This window comes from Arcobacter roscoffensis, assembly GCF_024267655.1.
In the GTDB taxonomy this organism is placed as follows: domain Bacteria; phylum Campylobacterota; class Campylobacteria; order Campylobacterales; family Arcobacteraceae; genus Arcobacter_B; species Arcobacter_B roscoffensis.
Window position 1 is genome coordinate 938,729 of record NZ_CP100595.1, and the last position, 17,541, is coordinate 956,269.

General features: G+C 28.3%; 18 protein-coding genes and 1 riboswitch. Of the genes, 14 read left to right on the top strand and 4 right to left on the bottom strand.

The features are described 5' to 3' along the window. Window positions 1–3: 3 nt before the first annotated feature. Window positions 4–390, bottom strand: coding sequence for a class II SORL domain-containing protein (locus NJU99_RS04565; protein WP_254577546.1), 387 nt, complete (start codon window positions 388–390; stop codon window positions 4–6). A gap of 142 nt (window positions 391–532) precedes the next feature. On the opposite strand from NJU99_RS04565, the gene NJU99_RS04570 reads away from it, so the two are divergent. From NJU99_RS04570 to NJU99_RS04580, 3 genes are all read left to right on the top strand, one after another. Next, on the top strand, window positions 533–1,354 hold the full coding sequence (locus NJU99_RS04570) for a thiamine-phosphate kinase (protein ID WP_254577547.1): 822 nt from the start codon (window positions 533–535) through the stop codon (window positions 1,352–1,354). A gap of 18 nt (window positions 1,355–1,372) precedes the next feature. Next, window positions 1,373–2,437 (top strand): tRNA pseudouridine(13) synthase TruD, encoded by a 1,065-nt coding sequence (gene truD, locus NJU99_RS04575; protein WP_254577548.1) that lies wholly within the window; start codon window positions 1,373–1,375, stop codon window positions 2,435–2,437. Window positions 2,438–2,516: 79 nt separating this feature from the next. Beyond that, a complete protein-coding gene (locus tag NJU99_RS04580) occupies window positions 2,517–2,867 on the top strand; it encodes a hypothetical protein (protein WP_254577549.1) in 351 nt (116 codons plus the stop codon). A gap of 22 nt (window positions 2,868–2,889) precedes the next feature. On the opposite strand, the gene NJU99_RS04585 is transcribed toward NJU99_RS04580, so the two are convergent. Continuing rightward, window positions 2,890–5,079: a methyl-accepting chemotaxis protein gene (locus NJU99_RS04585; RefSeq protein ID WP_254577550.1), complete on the bottom strand. Its 2,190-nt coding sequence runs from the start codon at window positions 5,077–5,079 to the stop codon at window positions 2,890–2,892. A 93-nt stretch (window positions 5,080–5,172) separates the two neighbouring features. Between NJU99_RS04585 and ruvA the strand changes: the two genes are divergently transcribed. The 6 genes from ruvA to NJU99_RS04615 all read left to right on the top strand — a co-directional run bounded on the left by ruvA (window position 5,173) and on the right by NJU99_RS04615 (window position 10,836). Then, window positions 5,173–5,739 carry a Holliday junction branch migration protein RuvA gene (gene ruvA, locus NJU99_RS04590; protein ID WP_254577551.1) on the top strand — a complete coding sequence of 189 codons (567 nt, stop codon included), beginning with the start codon at window positions 5,173–5,175 and terminating at the stop codon, window positions 5,737–5,739. Between the two features lie 18 nt (window positions 5,740–5,757). Then, entirely contained in the window at window positions 5,758–6,798 is a 1,041-nt protein-coding gene (locus tag NJU99_RS04595; protein WP_254577552.1) for a D-alanine--D-alanine ligase, read from the top strand. Between the two features lie 2 nt (window positions 6,799–6,800). Further along, window positions 6,801–7,520: an alpha/beta fold hydrolase gene (locus NJU99_RS04600; protein ID WP_254577553.1), complete on the top strand. Its 720-nt coding sequence runs from the start codon at window positions 6,801–6,803 to the stop codon at window positions 7,518–7,520. Continuing rightward, entirely contained in the window at window positions 7,507–8,952 is a 1,446-nt protein-coding gene (locus NJU99_RS04605) for a Mur ligase family protein (protein ID WP_254577554.1), read from the top strand. The genes NJU99_RS04600 and NJU99_RS04605 overlap by 14 nt, the downstream gene beginning before the upstream one ends. 13 nt (window positions 8,953–8,965) lie before the next feature. Beyond that, window positions 8,966–9,454 (top strand): HIT family protein, encoded by a 489-nt coding sequence (locus NJU99_RS04610; RefSeq protein WP_254577555.1) that lies wholly within the window; start codon window positions 8,966–8,968, stop codon window positions 9,452–9,454. A 101-nt stretch (window positions 9,455–9,555) separates the two neighbouring features. Further along, the gene (locus NJU99_RS04615) at window positions 9,556–10,836 is read left to right on the top strand and encodes an NAD(P)/FAD-dependent oxidoreductase (protein WP_254577556.1); all 1,281 of its coding nucleotides are present in this window, start codon (window positions 9,556–9,558) and stop codon (window positions 10,834–10,836) included. Here the strand turns inward: NJU99_RS04615 and NJU99_RS04620 are convergent. Further along, the gene (locus NJU99_RS04620; protein ID WP_254577557.1) at window positions 10,826–11,326 is read right to left on the bottom strand and encodes a hypothetical protein; all 501 of its coding nucleotides are present in this window, start codon (window positions 11,324–11,326) and stop codon (window positions 10,826–10,828) included. The genes NJU99_RS04615 and NJU99_RS04620 overlap by 11 nt on opposite strands. Before the next feature lie 149 nt (window positions 11,327–11,475). On the opposite strand from NJU99_RS04620, the gene NJU99_RS04625 reads away from it, so the two are divergent. From NJU99_RS04625 to NJU99_RS04635, 3 genes are read left to right on the top strand one after another with little or no spacing between them, the layout of a single operon-like run. Next, window positions 11,476–12,825, top strand: coding sequence for a hypothetical protein (locus NJU99_RS04625; RefSeq protein WP_254577558.1), 1,350 nt, complete (start codon window positions 11,476–11,478; stop codon window positions 12,823–12,825). A 3-nt stretch (window positions 12,826–12,828) separates the two neighbouring features. After that, window positions 12,829–13,833: an ATP-binding protein gene (locus NJU99_RS04630; protein ID WP_254577559.1), complete on the top strand. Its 1,005-nt coding sequence runs from the start codon at window positions 12,829–12,831 to the stop codon at window positions 13,831–13,833. Window positions 13,834–13,836: 3 nt separating this feature from the next. Next, the gene (locus tag NJU99_RS04635; RefSeq protein WP_254577560.1) at window positions 13,837–14,928 is read left to right on the top strand and encodes a vWA domain-containing protein; all 1,092 of its coding nucleotides are present in this window, start codon (window positions 13,837–13,839) and stop codon (window positions 14,926–14,928) included. 247 nt (window positions 14,929–15,175) lie between these two features. Beyond that, window positions 15,176–15,253, bottom strand: a riboswitch (cyclic di-GMP riboswitch). Window positions 15,254–15,302: 49 nt separating this feature from the next. On the opposite strand, the gene NJU99_RS04640 is transcribed toward NJU99_RS04635, so the two are convergent. Further along, a complete protein-coding gene (locus NJU99_RS04640; RefSeq protein ID WP_254577561.1) occupies window positions 15,303–15,932 on the bottom strand; it encodes a TetR/AcrR family transcriptional regulator in 630 nt (209 codons plus the stop codon). A 126-nt stretch (window positions 15,933–16,058) separates the two neighbouring features. On the opposite strand from NJU99_RS04640, the gene NJU99_RS04645 reads away from it, so the two are divergent. Both NJU99_RS04645 and NJU99_RS04650 read left to right on the top strand, forming a co-directional pair. Beyond that, window positions 16,059–17,246, top strand: a complete 1,188-nt coding sequence (locus tag NJU99_RS04645; protein WP_254577562.1) for a zinc ribbon domain-containing protein — start codon at window positions 16,059–16,061, stop codon at window positions 17,244–17,246. Window positions 17,247–17,345: 99 nt separating this feature from the next. Continuing rightward, window positions 17,346–17,522, top strand: coding sequence for a hypothetical protein (locus NJU99_RS04650; RefSeq protein WP_254577563.1), 177 nt, complete (start codon window positions 17,346–17,348; stop codon window positions 17,520–17,522). The last annotated feature ends 19 nt before the right edge of the window (window positions 17,523–17,541 follow it).

Genomic DNA, 17,541 nt, shown 5'->3' on the forward strand with positions numbered 1-17,541 from the left:
AAATTAAGCTTCTACAGCTACTTCTACAGGTGTACCTTCCCAAATTCCGTGCTTAGTACAGTAACCATGAGCTACTAAGTTTAATTTTTTACCAGTTGGAATAACAGTAAAAGTTGTTGTATTATGAGCTTTAACGTTTCCTAAAGTTCCTGGAACGTAAGTAGCTTTTGCTAATAAAGTTTCACCGTTGAATAATGATACAGACTCAATGTAGTGATCGAAATCATCTGGGTGAGTATACTCGTTACCCATTTTTACAGTTACTTCAAATGGTTCACCTTGCTTTGCAGTTTCAGCACAGTGGATGAATGGTGAGTGTCTATCAATTAAATCTTTTTTTGCTTCTCTTTCAACAGTGTCGATGTCAACATATTTATTAATTTTTGGCATTTTGTCTCCTAATATTTTAATTTGACCATTATTATACAATAATTTTCTTAAAAATAAATAGGATAAAAACTATCCTATTTAAAAATGTAACTTTTTAGTAACAAAAAAGCTCTTGTTTTATTCTTCTTTGGTATAATTTCATATGAATAAAGAAGATTATTTTATAAAACAGTTTTCAAATAGTAAATTTATTGGTGATGATGCTGCTGTTGTGGGTAAGTGGTCATACTCAATGGATGCATTTTTTGAAAATGTTCATTTCAAAAAAGAGTGGATGAGCTTAAGACAAATAGCTTATAAGTCTATGATAGTTAATATTTCAGATGCAATTGCTATGAACTCATATCCTAAGTATGCACTACTTACTGTTGCTATCCCAAAATCCTATTCAAATGATGAACTAAAAGATTTAGCAAAAGGCTTTAAAAAAGCAGCAAAAGAGTTTGATATAGAGATTATTGGTGGAGATACTATTGCTAATGAAAAACTTGATATCTCTATCACAATAATATCAAAAATCAAAAATCCTATTTATAGAAATGGTGTAAAAAAAGATGATTTAGTTTGCTTTACAGGTGATTTAGGAAGCTGTAAAAAAGATTTGGAAAAACTTTTTAAAAATAAAAAAGTGTCAAAAAACTCAAAGTTTATCAAGCCCAAGTTAAGTGCTGACTTTTTTTATGAGGCTTCAAAATATATAAATGCTTCATTAGATATATCAGATGGTTTATTTTTTGAGTTAGAAAGATTATCAAAGCAAAGTAAGCTTGGATTTGAATTTTTTGAAAAAATAAGTGATGAGATTGGAACTTCAGGTGAAGAGTATGAAATACTTTTCACTTTTGAAGAAAAAAATAGAAAAAAAATAGAAAAAATAGCCAAAAAACATGGTGTAAAATTAAATATATTTGCAAAAGCAATAAAAGGTAAATATAGAACAAAAGTTAAAAATCACCATTTTTAAATAAAACAAGGAAAATTATTGGAACAATTACAAAGATATTTAAATCATGCAAAAATTGATGTGGTATTTAAACAAACAAAAGATGACTTCGTAGTAACAGAAGTGCCTTTATATGAGTTTTCAGGTGAGGGTGAACATCTTATTTTAAAAATAAGAAAAAAAGACTTATCTACTTGGGATGCAGTTGAGATTATCTCAAATCATGTTGGATGTAAAGTAAGAGATATTGGTTATGCAGGATTAAAAGATAAAAATGCAATGACAATTCAGTCTATTTCTCTTCATAAAAGTTTTGAAGAAAAAATAAATAATTTTGAACATCCAAATATTAAGATTTTAGAAAAAACTTACCATAACAACAAAATAAAAGTAGGACACTTAAAAGGAAATAAATTTTTTATTAGATTAAAAAGAGTAAATCTTGTTGATCAAAGAAAAATTGAACAAGCTTTAAGTAGTATTGTTACTCTTGGTATGCCAAACTACTTTGGTTTTCAAAGATTTGGTATTGAAGGTGACAATTACAAAAAAGGTAAAGATATTATTGATGGTAAACTAAAAGAGAAAAGAAGAAACCTAAAACAGATGTATATTAATGCATATCAAAGTCATCTTTTTAACTCTTGGCTTTCAAAAAGAATAGAAATATCTAAACTTGTAGAAGCTTTTGAACCAAAAGAAATTTATGAAAAATTAAATTTACCACTTGATGTTGTAAAAGAAATGAAAAAGCAAAAACACCCACTAAAGCTAATTACTGGGGATTTACTATCTCATTATCCTTTCGGAAAAATTTTCACTATTGAGGATTTAGAAACAGAATCTAATAAATTCTATGAAAGAGATAGAGTACCAACTGGACTTTTAGCTGGTAAAAGAGTTAAAAACAGTGAAGGCTTAGCTTATGAAATAGAAAAAGAGTTTGATGCTAAAACTTTACAAGATGGTGCAAGAAGATTTGCTTGGGTTTTCCCTGATGAAGTTGAGAGTAATTATAAAGAAGATAAAAACTGGATGGAGTTACAATTTTATCTTCCAAAAGGTTCTTATGCAACTGAGCTAATAGCAGAAATAATCCACTAGTAATAAAAAAGTAACATTTTTCTTTTCATTAAGTAAAAATAGGTTAAACTCATGTATAAAGTATATTCAAGGAAGACATATGAAGTATGAAGAGCTAATACATGAGTTATGTGATGTAATAAAACAATCAGAAAATAACGCTACTCTAATATATGAAAATCTACAAAATATCTCAGATTCTACTGAAAGTTTAAGTGTAATTGAACATGAAAAAGACAAAATAAGAAGTCAAGTTTCTGAGGCAATGGGTCATCTTCAACATCAAGATTTATATAGACAAAGAATAGAAAAAGTTGTAAATTTTGTTTGTGAAAAAAATGATATTGATAAATCTCAATATAATTTAGCCAATAGTGCTAAAAGTATTGATAGTGATGATAACCTAAGTGAAAAAGAGTTAGAAGAACTAATTAAACAAATGCAAGCTTAAATAAAGAAGTATTTAAACTTCTTTATTTCTTACAAGCATCTTCTTTTAGATGATTTAAATTACCAAATATTTTAAGTGTTGTAATCTCTACTTCTTTTGCCTTTTGATTTAAACTAGAATTATCTTCTTTATTTGCATTAGCATCAACTAAAGCTTGAAGAGATGATCTAAAATTATCTGTTAAAATACTTAATTCATTCATAGTATCATGGTTTTGTTTTTTACCTGATACCTTATGCTTTTCACACCAGTTTTTAAGATTTGTATCTTCTGGTACCTTCCAAGAGTTATAAGTTCCAAGTTTAGAGTATGTATCATCTTTTCTTGTAAGTAAGTCTACTTTTAATTCAGCAGTATCATAAACTAAATCCACATCACAAACTTTATTTAAAGACTCTTTTAAGAAAGAAGCTCTTGATGCTGCTGTTACTAATGAATTTGACATAGTTGAAATATTTTCAGCCATATGTGAAATCTCACCTGCAACTTGTGCATTTTTTTGTGTGGCTTGATCAAGTGTATTAATCGCATCATTTATTTGAACAATACCTCTTTCTTGCTCTTTTGAAGCATTTGCGACTTCTTCAATAGTCACAGTTGTATTAGCAATGTTCCCATTTAACTCTTTATATCCTTCTATCATTTCATCAGATATATTTTTACCTTCTTGGGCTTTATTTGTAGCTAGTTCAACTATCTCTTTAATCTCTTTAGCTGCTTCTGCACTTCTTGAAGCTAGATTTCTTACTTCTTGAGCAACGACAGCAAAACCTTTTCCAGCTTCACCAGCAGTTGCTGCTTCAACAGCTGCATTTAATGAAAGAATATTTGTTTGGAATGCTATTTGATCAATTACTTCAATAGCTTCATTGATAGAGCTAACTTCAGTATTTATTTCATCCATTGCTCCTGCTGTTCTATTAGCTAAGCTTTCACCTTTTTTAGCAGAGTTTGTAACACTTTGTGCAAGTTGTGACATTCTAACTGTTGCTTGTGTGTTTGATTGAATATTAGCAGTTATTTGCTCTAAGGCTGCTGCTGTTTCTTCTAATGATGCTGCTTGTTGATTTGATGAAGCTGATAGATTATGAGAAGCTCCTGATAGGGTTTTAGTATTTTCATTTAATGAATCACCTGTATTCATAATCATTGCTAAAATTTCAGATGTATTGTTTCCAACTAATTTAATTCCTGATGCAAGAGAACCTAAATCTCCATAAATACCTTTGTCATCAATTCTATAATCAAATTTAGACTCAGAATATTTTCTAAGAGTTTCGTTGATTTTATCAAGTGTTTCTTTTGTATGTAAAATCATTGCATTTAATTGATTTTTTAAGTTTTCAACATGAGGGTTAGAAGCAGTACTTTCAACTTGATAAACAAAGAATCCACTAGCAGTTTTCTCTAAAATATCATTTGCTTCTTCAATAACAACTTCATCTTTTTTAAGTCCAGCTCTAACTTTTGCCATGTAAGCATTAAATAAATCAGCAACTTCACCCACTTCATCTTTTGATTGAACATCAAGTGTAATTGTTGGATCATTTGATTCAAGTAGTTTTTGGAATCCCGTTTTTAAATCACCTATTGTATTTGTAGCTCTTTTTACTATAAAGAATACAAATAAAATCGTTATCCATCCAGCAATTGTAGCTACAACTAAAATATGAATTAGTAAATCCCAGATTTCATCATCAGCTTCATCTAGTGAGAATGTTAAATCCATAACACCAATAACATCACCTTTGGCTTGGTTGGCATGACATAACAAACATTCTTGTGTTGCAACCATTGGTTTAACCATTCTTAAATTATGTCCACTTTCATCATCTGTTTCTAGTAATAAAGGTTTTTTAGTTTCAAATGTTTTTAGTATTTCTGAATCAGTGGTATACTCATATCCAGGGTTTGGGTACATTTCCATTAAAGGTTTACTTTTTGCTACGGTTAAATTTTTTACACCTTTAATTTCTCTTGCATCTTCTTCTGCTTTTTTAATTTGAGCAGGGTCACCAGTATTCATCGCATTTCTTAAACTTTGGAACATTGCTGCGTTTAACATTTCCAAGTTTTCTTTTGTATTTTCAATTGTATTTCTACTAACTTCTTTTGTACTGAAATATACAATTGTTAATGTACTTATAGTAAGTAAAACCAAAAGTGAAAATATGATTTTATTACTAATCTTCTTTGTTACTAAATCAAACATTGTCGTAGCCTTTATTTTTAAGTCTATTTATTATATAATCTAATTTATTTATTAAATATTAATTGTAACATAAAATTTAACAAAAGTAGGAAAATGATTGTAGGTCTTGAAGGAAAAATAACTAAAAAAGAGCCCACATTATTAAACATAAATGTAAATGGTATAATATACGAAGTTAACGTATCTATTAACTGTTCTCAAAAGATAACATCTAATGAGATTTCACTGCACATAACTCAAATAATAAGAGAAGATGCCCATACTCTTTATGGCTTTTTAGACCCAAATGAAAAGAAGCTTTTTGACACTGTAATCAAAATCAATGGAGTAGGTCCAAAAGTAGCACTAGCAATTTGTTCAACTTTTACTCCTAGTTCTTTCTCTCAAATTGTAACAGACAATGATGTTTCAATGTTAAAAAGAGTTCCAGGAATCGGTCCAAAAGGTGCAAGTAGAATCTTAGTAGAATTATCAGGATTTATTGTAGATGGTGATGACTCTAGTGAAGATAATTTAGCAGCATCAGCTTCTCTTGAAGCAGCACTTGCTTTAGAATCTTTAGGCTTTAAAAAAGATATGGTTTCAAAAATATTAAAAACTTGTAAGGGTACAAATACAAGTGAGTTAGTAAAAGAAGCTCTTAAAAAATTACAAAAATAAAATCACAAAAGGAATTTAATGAAAATAGCAATAGTTTTCGGTGGGGTAAGCTTTGAACATGAAATTTCAATTGTAAGTTCAATTGCAATGAAAGATGTTCTAAAAAATGAATTAGTTTATATATTTTTAGACGAAAATAGAGAGTTTTATCATATTCCAACAGATGTAATCAAGTCAAAACTTTTTAGTTCGGGTGATTATAAAAAGTTTGATAAATTAAGTATTGCAAAAAATGGTTTTTATAAAAAAGGTGGATTATTTTCAAAAGAAAAGCCATTAGACTTTGATATTGCTTTAACACTTATGCATGGTGGTGATGGTGAAGATGGTGTTGTGGCTTCACTTTTTGAATTCTATAACATTCCTTATTTAGCTCCAAGAGTTGAAGCTTGTGTTGTAAGTTCAAATAAATTTTTAACTAAAGGTTATGCTTCATCTGTTGATGTAAATGTAGTTGATTATAAGTATTTCACAAAAGGTGATGAAGTTAAAGTTGATGAATTTCCAGTGATTTTAAAACCTGTAAAACTAGGTAGTTCTATTGGTGTATCTATTGTAAAGTCAAAAGAAGAGTTAGACTATGCTTTAGATGTTGCTTATGAGTTTGATGATGCTATTATTATTGAACCATTTATTAGTGGTGTAAAAGAGTATAATTTAGCTGGAACAAAAGTAAATGGTGAGTTTAAATTCTCTATTTTAGAAGAACCTCAAAAAGCTGAGTTCTTAGACTTTGATAAAAAATACTTAGACTTTTCTAGAACTTCTAAAGCAAAAGAAATTGATCTTGGTGAAGAGTTAAATACAAAAGTAAAAGAGGCATTTAAAAGAATCTATAACAACTTATTTGAAGGTTCATTAATCAGATGTGACTTTTTTGTTATTGACAATGAAGTTTACTTAAATGAGATTAACTCAATTCCTGGATCTATGGCAAACTATTTATTTGATGATTTCAATGCTTTATTAAATGAAGTAGCTTCAAATCTTCCAAAAAGAAAACATATACCAATTTCATATGAGTATGTAAATAAAATTCATAGTGCAAAAGGTAAGTAGTTTTGGCAAAAAAAAGTATAAAAGTAGATAATAAAGAGTATGAAATCTCTTATGATTTAGTAAACCCAAGTGCAAAAGTAGATTTTGTTGTTTTGCATGGTTGGGGTTCAAATAAGGAGATTATGAAAAACTCTTTTAGTTCATATTTAAAAGATTACAGACATATCTATATTGATATGCCAGGCTTTGGAAAAAGTCCTACATCTTATGAACTTACTACACATTTATACGCCAAAATACTAGAAGAGTTTTTGTCTCAATTAAACTCTTCAAAAGATATCATAGCCGGTCATTCTTATGGTGGAAAAGTAGCTACACTTTTAAAGCCTAAGTATTTAGTTCTTTTAAGTAGTGCTGGTATTTTAGAAGAGAAAGCTTTTGATGTAAAAGTAAAAATTGCTATTTCTAAATTCTTTAACTCTATAGGTTTAGGTGGTATTACAAAAGCTTTTAGAAGTAAAGACGTAAATACTATGAGTGAAAACATGTATGCAACATTTAAAAATGTTGTAAACGAAGATTTTAGAGCAAATTTCAAAGCTTTTGAAAATCAAGCTTTAATCTTTTGGGGAGAGAAAGATACAGCCACTTCCTTAGATTCTGGTAAAAAAATAGCCTCTTTAATAAATAACTCAACATTTATATCATATGATGGTGACCATTACTTCTTTGCAAAAAATGCAAAAGATATTTGTGAGAGAATAGAAAATGCAATACCTTGAATATTTTAATATATTTACACATATAGTTTTAATAATGAGTTTAGGTTGGTATCTTATTACTAACCTTCAATGGTACAACTACAAAATAGAAAGAGTTGTTTTAAAGCACCACAAATGGCAGTGGCATATCACTTACTTCCTAGCTCCAATTGTTCTATTTTATTTAATTCCTGAACTTTATTATGCTATTTATTTTTATGCATTATACTTAGTTAGTTTTGTATTATGGAATAAAAAACTAGATAAGCCCTTGGTTTTAACTGCAAGGGTAAAGAGATTTTTAACAATACTTCTTTTTACAACTTTTGTATTAACAGCGCTTTGTTTAGCAAGTTTAGAATGTTCAAATAAGTTTATATTTGCACCACTTCTTTTAGCTTATGGTATTTCTACTATTTTAGAGAAGATATTTTTTATCTCTTTTAAGCATAAAGCAAAACAAAGATATGAAAATATTAGAGGTTTAAAAACAGTTGCTATTACAGCATCATTTGGAAAAACTTCAATCAAAAACTTTTTATATCATGTAATCAAGAATAAGTTTAAAACATATAAAACACCAAGATCTGTAAATACAATGGGTGGTATAGTCTTAGATGTAAATAGAGATTTACCTGATGATACACAAGTTTATATTGCAGAAGCAGGGGCAAGAGTAAAAGGTGACATTGAAGAAATTACAATGTTCTTAGAACCGCAACTTTGTGTAGTAGGAACTATTGGTGAAGCTCATATTGAGTACTTTAAAACTATAGATAATATTATTCATACAAAAATGGAACTTTTAAAATCTCCAAAAATGGAAATGGGATTTGTTCATGAATCAACTCATATAAAAGATTATGACACAATTACAAAGTTTCCAAACGGTTTACATGTTACAAAAAGTGATTTAAACGGTATATGGTTTGATGTAGAAATTAATGGCGAAATGGAACATTTCCATGCGCCAGTTCTAGGAAGTTTTAATGCTGTAAATTTAACAGCTGTAATTCTAGTAGCTCATCATTTAGGTATGAGTATAGATGAGATTAAATTAGCTCTTCAAGACTTACCTCAAGTTGAACACAGACTTCAAAAGATAGAAGCAGGCGGTAAAGTAATCATTGATGATTCATTTAATGGAAATATTGAAGGAATGCTTGAAGGTATAAATATTTGTTCTTCATATGCTGGAAGAAAAGTGATTATAACTCCTGGATTAGTCGAGTCAACAGATGAAGCAAATATGCTACTTGCAAATGCAATTAATGAAAAATTTGATTATGCAATTATTACAGGTGATTTAAACTCTCATTTACTAAGCTCAAATATTGATGAAGATAAAGTATTTATCTTAAAAGATAAATCAAAAATGGAAGAAACTTTGGCAGAAAAAACAAGATCAGGTGATTTAATTCTTTTTGCTAATGATGCCCCAAACTTTATATAAGGAATAATAAATTATGGAACACTTATATGCACCTTGGAGATACTCTTATGTTAGTGAGGAAAAGATTGAAGGTTGTGTTTTTTGTCATATTTCAAAAAACTTAGATGATGAAAACCTACAAGTTTTATTTCATGATGAGTATTGTTTTGTGGTAATGAATAAGTTTCCATACTCACCTGGTCATATGATGGTTATACCTCATTTTCATACTGATAAAATTGAAGACTTAGATGACAAAACTTGGGAAGTTATGAGTGTTCGTGTTAGACAAGGTGTAAAGCTGCTAAAAGAGACAATGTCTTGTGAGGGAGTAAATATAGGAATGAATTTAGGAAAAGCTGCTGGTGCAGGAATAGAGCAGCATGTACACTATCATATGCTTCCAAGATGGCTTGGAGATACTAACTTTATAAGTTCAATTGCTGGAAATAGAGTTTATCCTGCTAATTTTGATGAGATTTTTAACAAATTAAAAAATAGTGCTTCAAAATATTTCGTATAAATTATTAATTAAATAAATTATATTATAATACTCACACATATTTTATCTACAAAAATACAAAATATTAATATATTATTTGAAAAATATTCTAAGGATTTTTTATGAAACGAGATATCGTAATAATTGGTGGAGGTATTATTGGATTAATGAGTGCTTACTTTTTGCAAAAAGCTGGAAGAAAAGTAACTTTGATTGATGAAAATGATATTACAAATAGTACCTCTTTTGGAAATGCTGGTTTATTGTCAGCTTTTGATAAAGCTCCTTTAAGTCATCCAGGTGTTGTGGGTGAGACAATAAAAATGATGATGAAGGGTGAATCACCTGTAAAACTTCATCCTAAATTTGATTATCAACTTATCAAATGGCTTTTATCATTTGTAAAAAATGCAAATGAAGAAAGGCTAAAAAAAACACTTATTCTTTTTGAGAAGTACGGACAAGATACTATTGATTTATATAAACAACTTCAAAAAGAAGAGGGTTTAGATTTTGATTTTCATCATACGGGTATGTTATCTGTTTTTACAGAGCAAGACACCTATGATAAAAAGCTAAAACAATATAATTATGAAGATAGTAAAAGATTTGAGGTACTTACAAAAAGTAGACTTGAAGAGTATTTACCTTGTGCAAGTTCTGATGTAAAAGGGGCTATTTTATTTAAGAAAAATGCTCACTTAGATCCTCAAAGAGTTATGCTTGAAATGAAAAGATACCTTATGGAAAATGGTGTTGAGTTTATTTTAAATGAGAAAATTGAAGATATTAGCTTTAGCGATGATAAAGTAATTAGCGTTAGTTCAAAAAGTGCTACATATGAAGCAAATACCTTTATAATGGCTACAGGATATCAAACACTTCTTGCAAAAAGAAGAAAAAAGCAACTGCTTATGACACCGGCAAAGGGTTATAGTATAACTTTTGAAATGCCAGAAGAGTTACGTCCTAAAACTTCTTGTTTATTCAATGATTTATTTATTGTGATGACACCAAGAAGAGGTGATGTAAGACTTACTTCAAAATTAGAATTAGGTTCTTCAAATCCTGCTATTGTAAAAGCTCAAATAGATAGTATAAAAGAAAATTTTAAAAAGTACACAAAACCTTTTGAAATGAAAAATATCAAAGAGTGGAGTGGTTTTAGACCCTTAACACCAAATGATAGACCATTGTTTGGAAAAGATGAAGAGTATGACAATCTTGTATATGCTATGGGGCTTGGGTGGCTTGGTATGACATTTGCTCCAAGTATTGCTAAAACACTTGAAAATCTAATAGTAAATGATTTAAAAAATGAAGAAGATGATGATGTTCTTCTTTTCTCTGGATTCTACCAAGGGGAGAGTCCAAAGAAGCATTTGTTTTGTCTTATAAATTAGAAGTATAAGCTTGTAATTTCTCTCTTACATCTGGACTTTGAGTTTGTTCATTTATTTTGTCCATCATATTTGCAAAAGATGAAAGCTTATTTTCACCTGTACTATTTGCTGTTTCATTAGTTATACTAAATAAAGCAGCTGCATAGTTTGCATCAGTAGTTATATCATTTTGTGTATTTAAAACTTGTTCTTGCAGATTTAAGTTATTTAAGCCACTATCTCCTAGAAAATTACTAAAATCTTCTCTTGAAATATTTCCATTTCTTAGTTCATCAAGATTAAATAAAAAATCTTGCTGTAAAGCTTGTGTTTGTATATTGTCTTGTGCTACTGCATCAATATTTACAACACTTGCATCACCTATTTCACGAGGTGGAGCAACTTGATCTACTGGATCTGGTGTTTCAAAGCTAGGGCTTGAAGGTTGTATGGATATATCAGCATAATCAGGTATATCTAAACCATAACTGTCAATTGATGAAATATTCATAATAATCAACTCCCTTCATATATTATATGTATTAATTATATCATCCAAAAGTAAATGAAATGTATAGAAACTGTAAAGTTTTAATAAAAATTAGCTTAAATATTTAATTTAATAAAGGAATTTAAAGTATGAAAAGATAAGATACCAACATGATTGATTATAAAAATAAAAATATATTTTTTACAGGAAGAACTGACCTTATTGATTTAGAAGAGTTAGAAAAGTATTTATTACAAAAAGGTGCAGTTCTTGTTGATAGTATGGAAAAAGCAGATCTTGTTATAAAAGGTAAATTTACACCTATTATTATAGAAGAGGAGTTATATGAACTCTCTCTAACCCAATTAGATATTTTAGAAATTAATAAACTAGAAGAGGAGTTTTCAAAGAATCTTGATATAGATTCAATACTAATAGCTATAAAAATATCTAAAGACCAAGAAAGGTTATTAAAACTTTTAAGTAATGAGTATTTTGAAGATGAAGTTTTTATAAAGCTTTTAAGATTATATGACTTTAAAGATGAAGATATTTATGATACAGATGAAAATAGGGATGTTTGTACAAAGATTGTTGAGAGGTTTTGTAGTTTAGTTGAAACTAATCACAATATTCAATATGCACCAATAGGAGTATATTATACAGCCTTAGAAGCAAGTAGTGATAAGCTCTTAGAGGTTATCTATAATATGCCTGATTTCTCAATTTCTGATAAAAATGCTCAAGAAAACCAGCCTTTAAATCTTAAAGAAGTTGTAGCTTTAAATCCAAATAGTTCTAAGACTATGCATTTACAGATTATCAAAAATAATAGAGTAAATGAACTAAGATTTTTAGCTTTAAATGAAGCTATATCTGCTATGGTTCAAAAAAAGCTTTTTGAAAAAAATATACAAGAGGTAAACATCTCTTTGATAAAGGCTTCAAACTATGATGAGAATATGATAGATGAGTTTTTAAAAGATGATGTTTTAAGAAAAGAACTTTTTAAAGTTGTAAGTTTAGATGAAAGATTGTTTGATAAGTTTTTTGAAAATATAGATGATATTTCACTTATTTATTTATGTATGAACAAGAGTTTAACTAGTGGCATGATTGAAAAAGCATTTGAAAAAAATATAGATAATGCAAATATAAATCTTCTAAAAAATAAAAACTGTCCAAATGAAAAAATTGAAGAGTTTTTAAATAAACAAGACAAGATATATAATATCTCAATTGCTCATAATGAAGCATTAACTAAAGAGCAGTTTGAATCTCTTTATGCTTTAGATGATTACGATGTAAATATCTCTCTTGCTTCAAATATAAGTACTTCTAAAGAGATTTTAAAAAGTTTAAGTCTAAAAGAAGATAGATTTATAAATGAGACTCTATGTGCAAATGTAAGTACTCCCATAGGTGTATTATTACAGTTTCAGTACGATGGTGGTTTAAAATCAATAATCTCTAATAATGATAGTTTTAGAGAATTTACAAGAAAAAATATAGGAATGTAAGATATGAAAGCAAGTGCATTAAAAAACTCTTTAGAAGCTATGATAAAAAGTCAAGTACCTGTATTTATCTGGGGAAATCCAGGAGTTGGTAAATCTTCACTTGTAAAACAAATAGCAAATGAAAAGGCTATGAATTTTATAGATTTAAGACTAAGCCTTCTTGATCCTACTGATTTAAGAGGAATACCTTTTTTTGAAAAAGAGTCAAAAAGTGCAGTATGGGCAAAACCTGAGTTCTTACCTGATACAAATTCACAAGAAGAGGGGATACTATTTTTAGATGAAATAAACTCAGCTCCTCCAACTATACAAGCAGCAGCTTATCAGCTTATCTTAGATAGAAAAATAGGTGAGTATACTCTTCCTTTAAACTATGCAATCATTGCAGCAGGTAACTATGAAACAGATAGAGGTGTGACATACAGAATGCCAACACCTTTGGCAAATAGGTTTGTGCATTTAGATTTTGATTTGGATTTTGATGAGTGGAAGAAGTGGGCTTATACTTCAAATATTGATATTAGAATCATTTCTTTTTTATCATATAAAAGTGAAAACTTATTTACATTTGATGCAAAGTCAAAAGAAAAGTCCTTTGCAACACCTAGGTCTTGGTCTTATGTAAATGACATCTTAAAATCAAAACTTGAAATGAACTTACTGGAAGAAGTTATAAGTGGTGCAGTTGGAAAAGATAGTGCAGTTGAGTTTATGAACTATTGTAAGGTTATGAAAGATTTACCCAATATAAGTAGTATCTTAGATGGAAGCTTAAAGGAAGTTCCAGAAAATAACTCTGTTTTATATGCTTTATGTACAGGAATAACTTATGCTTTAAAACAAAATCAAAGTATAGAGACAATTACAAATGTTTTAGATTACTCTTTAGAATTACCAAATGAATTTTCAGTAATGCTTATAAGAGATATTCAAAAAGAGGGTATTAATATTGAGAGTTCACCTTCATGGAAGACATGGAGTGATGCAAATAAGTTTTTGATAGGCTAAGTCTTGCAAAATCAAATTGAACAGAGAATCTCAAGAGTTAAGTCCTCTCTTATAATAGAACAACCATATTTTGGCTCAATAGCTTCAAGTCAAAAGGCTGTTTTAAATGAGGATTTAAAAACATATCTTTCAACTAGTACAAACTTTGAATATAATGATGATTATATAAACTCATTAAGTGATGAAGAGTTAAGTTTTGTACTAACAAACTCAGCAATGCATCAAGCATTTTTGCATGATAAAAGAGTAGATTTAAGAATGCAATGGCTTTGGGTTTTAGCAACAGATTATGCAATAAATTGTTTACTTGTAAACAATGGCTTAGAACTTCCAGATGGTGTAAACTATGATGAAAGATTTGATGATATGAGTGCAGAGGCTATTTATGCTGCACTTGAAAATGAAATAGATGATGATAAACACACTCCTGAACAAGTTTCACAAATAAAGTTTGAAAAACAGTACGAACAAGAAATAGATGATAATCAAGAAATACAAGATATGCATGAACAGCTTTTAAATAAAGCAAAACTTCAAGGTGATTTACCTCTAGGAATAGAAATACTTGTACCAAATCTATATGATGGAAAAATCTCTTGGGAAGATGAACTTTATAATATAATAGAGCAATCTGTAAGGTTTGATTATAAGTTAATACCTCCAAATAAAAGATATATTTCCCAAGGCATTGCTTTGCCATCGCTACAAGGTACAAAGGCTAAACTTGTGGTTTGTATAGATAGTTCAGGTTCTATTGATGGAAAACTTTTATCTAGATTTTTAGCAGAAGTTGAATCTATCATGAATAGTTTTGAGAACTTTGAGATTGATTTATTAGTGGCTGATGCAAAGGTGCATGAACATCATATTTTATATGCTGGAGATGAACTATCTTACACTTTAAAAGGTGGAGGAGGAACTAACTTTGAAAATACTTTTAAATACATAGATGAAAATATTGATGAGGTAAATTTACTTTTATATTTTACTGATGGCTTTGGAAAGTTTCCCCAAGATGAGCCTTCATATGAAAGTGTTTGGGTTCTAAGTGAAGACATAGAAGTTCCTTTTGGAAGAAAACTTCTATTAATCTAATTTCCACATTTTATTTTGTTATTATGTTGTAAACAAATTGAAAACAGGTATGTTTTTTTGCATATGCATAAGTAGAATAAGTGTGAAGGAAAAAACAGCTAATAAGAAGCTATTTTTCAATCCTTTTGTTATAAGTGTTCTCATTTTTAATCTCCTAGAATATTCAAAGAAGTGTAGTTCGCGTATAACTTCTTCATTTTAATTCATAGTTTAGATTAAAATTGCCAATTGCATTGGTTGTATAAGAGTGTGCAATCCGGCTATCTTAAATCTAAGACCCGTGACTTTCCGTCCCTATCTCACAATAGGTTTGGCTATACTAATTTTATGTTATTTTTTATTATAAAAAGCTTATTTGTGGGAAATATATAGTTTTATTTATTCATTTTCCTTATTAAGTCCTTGCCTTTTTGTGTTAAATTTGGGTAAATCATAAACTCAAAAAATACTTCTTTTGATTCTTGAAGTGTCTCTAAAGTCACATCTTCTATTGTAGAAACAAAGCTTTGCCAATAAGCTGTAATAAACCAGTGAAGTTTAGCTCTTTTGTTTAAAGAGCTTTTATTTAACTCTTTTATTAAACCTTCTTTTATAAGATATTTCAACAGACCTTCTATTTGTTTTATTCTTATTTCTTGATTTTGTGTAAAAGCTTTTTTTAGATTAGAATCCATAGCTATTAAAACTGTAGCATCTCTTAGTAAAAATCTATATTCAAAAAATAGTTTTGCATATTGATTAAACATCTCATCCATAGCCTCAAAAAAATTATCATGCATTAGCATTTTTTCAAAACTGTTTAGTTCTACAAAATTTAAACTAAGTTCTTTGTATAAATCAAGAATTATCTCTTCTTTGTTTTTGTAGTGATAATAGAGATTACCTGGTGATATACCAGCTTGTTTGGCTATATGGTTTGTAGTAATACTTAATGAATTTTTTTCATTGAAAAGTTTCATTGCAGATTGTTTTATTTTTGTTTTTGCATCAATTCTTTTTTTCATGATCAATTATATCATCTTAGAGCTTTTACTCTAAAAGATAGAGTAAAAATTCTAAATATTTTTATACGAATTAAATTATAGTTTACATATACTTAGCTTCAAAATAAATATCTCATGGAGAAGACAATGAAAGAGGTTTTCAAAAACTTTTATAAAAACAATTTCGTATTTAAAGGAAAAGAGAAACTCTCTAAACTTGCTATTATTTTTATAGTACTGTTAGATTTATTTGTATTCTCTATTTTACAAATGGGAGTAGACTTTCAAGTAAAAGTTCTTAATAGTCCTTATAATTCATACAATAGTACTTGTAAAAACATAGTAACATCAAGTAAAATTGAGAGTTTAAATAGTTACTATTATACAAATGAAAATAGATATAAATATAATACTATTCAAAAAGAGAATATATCTAGTAAGTGTAAGGAAGTTATATCTTTAATAGATAATGTAAAAAAAGAACATAGTATAAAAGAGCTTCGTAAAACAAAAAGATTGATCAATAAAGAATTAGCATCAGTAAATACTCAAATAAACTTCTACAGACAAAACTATAACACATCACTTTTTGAAAACATACAAACACAAAATAAAGAAGAACTAAATAGTGAAGTTAAAGACAAATACAATAACTATCTAGCAAAAAGAAAAGAGTTAAACACAAAGATAAATCAAATAGATAAAAACTTTGCTTCTTCAAAAAGTGTGAAAAAACTAAGCTCTTATATCAATGAAAATAAAGAGTTGATAAAAGAAGACTATAAAGCAAAAGTAAAAGCATATGAAGTAAAAAAAGATTTAATTACGCTTGCATTTTTATTACCTCTTTTATTAGTATCATTCTTTGCTATGAAAAAATACATGTTAAAAGAGAACTATATTTTATATATAATTGCAAAAAATGTTTTAGTAATAGTATCTATACCTACAGTTGTATCTTTTATTTCTTTAGTGTATACACTTTTACCAAAAGTGTTTTTTGAAAAGTTGATGAGATTTTTTGCAAATTTGGAAATCCCATTTGTAGTTTACTATTTTGCTTTAGCTGTGTTAGTTGTAGTATTTACTTTTATCATAATAAGAGTACAAAAGAAATATAAAGAAAGTAACAGCCAGTTTCAAAATACTTCCATGTCAAAAATAGAATCATACAATAAAAGTATATGTAATAACTGCAACAATAAAATAAACTATGAAACAATGAACTTTTGCCCAAACTGTCAAAATAAAATAAGAGTAAAATGTAAAGCTTGTGGAGACATGACAGTTGATTCTTTAAAGTATTGTAGTTCTTGTGGAGAAGAACATAACTAGTATTTTATTAAGAAAACACTAAATACAGTATTTTTAGAAATGATACTATTATGATACCTTTAATAAATATAATGAATATTATAAAAAAAGGAGTCTGTTATGAAGAGTATAAATATTTTAATTTTAACAATTTTTATCTTGGTAATGGCAGGCTGTAATAGCCAAAACAATAAACTAACAAAACAAGATTGTCTTAATGAAAATAAAAACTACAAAATAGAAAAACAACTTAACTACAGAACTGGTAAATATGAGGATAGGGTGATTTGTATTTGACTATCTAATATTATCAATG

Excerpts from the sequence above, each read along its gene's own strand:
- NJU99_RS04585 (WP_254577550.1), bottom strand. The coding sequence starts at position 5,079 with ATGTTTGATTTAGTAACAAAGAAGATTAGTAATAAAATCATATTTTCA.
- NJU99_RS04605 (WP_254577554.1), top strand. The coding sequence starts at position 7,507 with ATGCAATACCTTGAATATTTTAATATATTTACACATATAGTTTTAATA.
- NJU99_RS04640 (WP_254577561.1), bottom strand. The coding sequence starts at position 15,932 with ATGAAAAAAAGAATTGATGCAAAAACAAAAATAAAACAATCTGCAATG.
- NJU99_RS04610 (WP_254577555.1), top strand. The coding sequence starts at position 8,966 with ATGGAACACTTATATGCACCTTGGAGATACTCTTATGTTAGTGAGGAA.
- NJU99_RS04645 (WP_254577562.1), top strand. The coding sequence starts at position 16,059 with ATGAAAGAGGTTTTCAAAAACTTTTATAAAAACAATTTCGTATTTAAA.
- ruvA (WP_254577551.1), top strand. The coding sequence starts at position 5,173 with ATGATTGTAGGTCTTGAAGGAAAAATAACTAAAAAAGAGCCCACATTA.
- NJU99_RS04615 (WP_254577556.1), top strand. The coding sequence starts at position 9,556 with ATGAAACGAGATATCGTAATAATTGGTGGAGGTATTATTGGATTAATG.
- NJU99_RS04565 (WP_254577546.1), bottom strand. The coding sequence starts at position 390 with ATGCCAAAAATTAATAAATATGTTGACATCGACACTGTTGAAAGAGAA.
- NJU99_RS04580 (WP_254577549.1), top strand. The coding sequence starts at position 2,517 with ATGAAGTATGAAGAGCTAATACATGAGTTATGTGATGTAATAAAACAA.
- NJU99_RS04595 (WP_254577552.1), top strand. The coding sequence starts at position 5,758 with ATGAAAATAGCAATAGTTTTCGGTGGGGTAAGCTTTGAACATGAAATT.
- NJU99_RS04630 (WP_254577559.1), top strand. The coding sequence starts at position 12,829 with ATGAAAGCAAGTGCATTAAAAAACTCTTTAGAAGCTATGATAAAAAGT.
- NJU99_RS04620 (WP_254577557.1), bottom strand. The coding sequence starts at position 11,326 with ATGAATATTTCATCAATTGACAGTTATGGTTTAGATATACCTGATTAT.
- NJU99_RS04625 (WP_254577558.1), top strand. The coding sequence starts at position 11,476 with ATGATTGATTATAAAAATAAAAATATATTTTTTACAGGAAGAACTGAC.
- NJU99_RS04570 (WP_254577547.1), top strand. The coding sequence starts at position 533 with ATGAATAAAGAAGATTATTTTATAAAACAGTTTTCAAATAGTAAATTT.
- NJU99_RS04650 (WP_254577563.1), top strand. The coding sequence starts at position 17,346 with ATGAAGAGTATAAATATTTTAATTTTAACAATTTTTATCTTGGTAATG.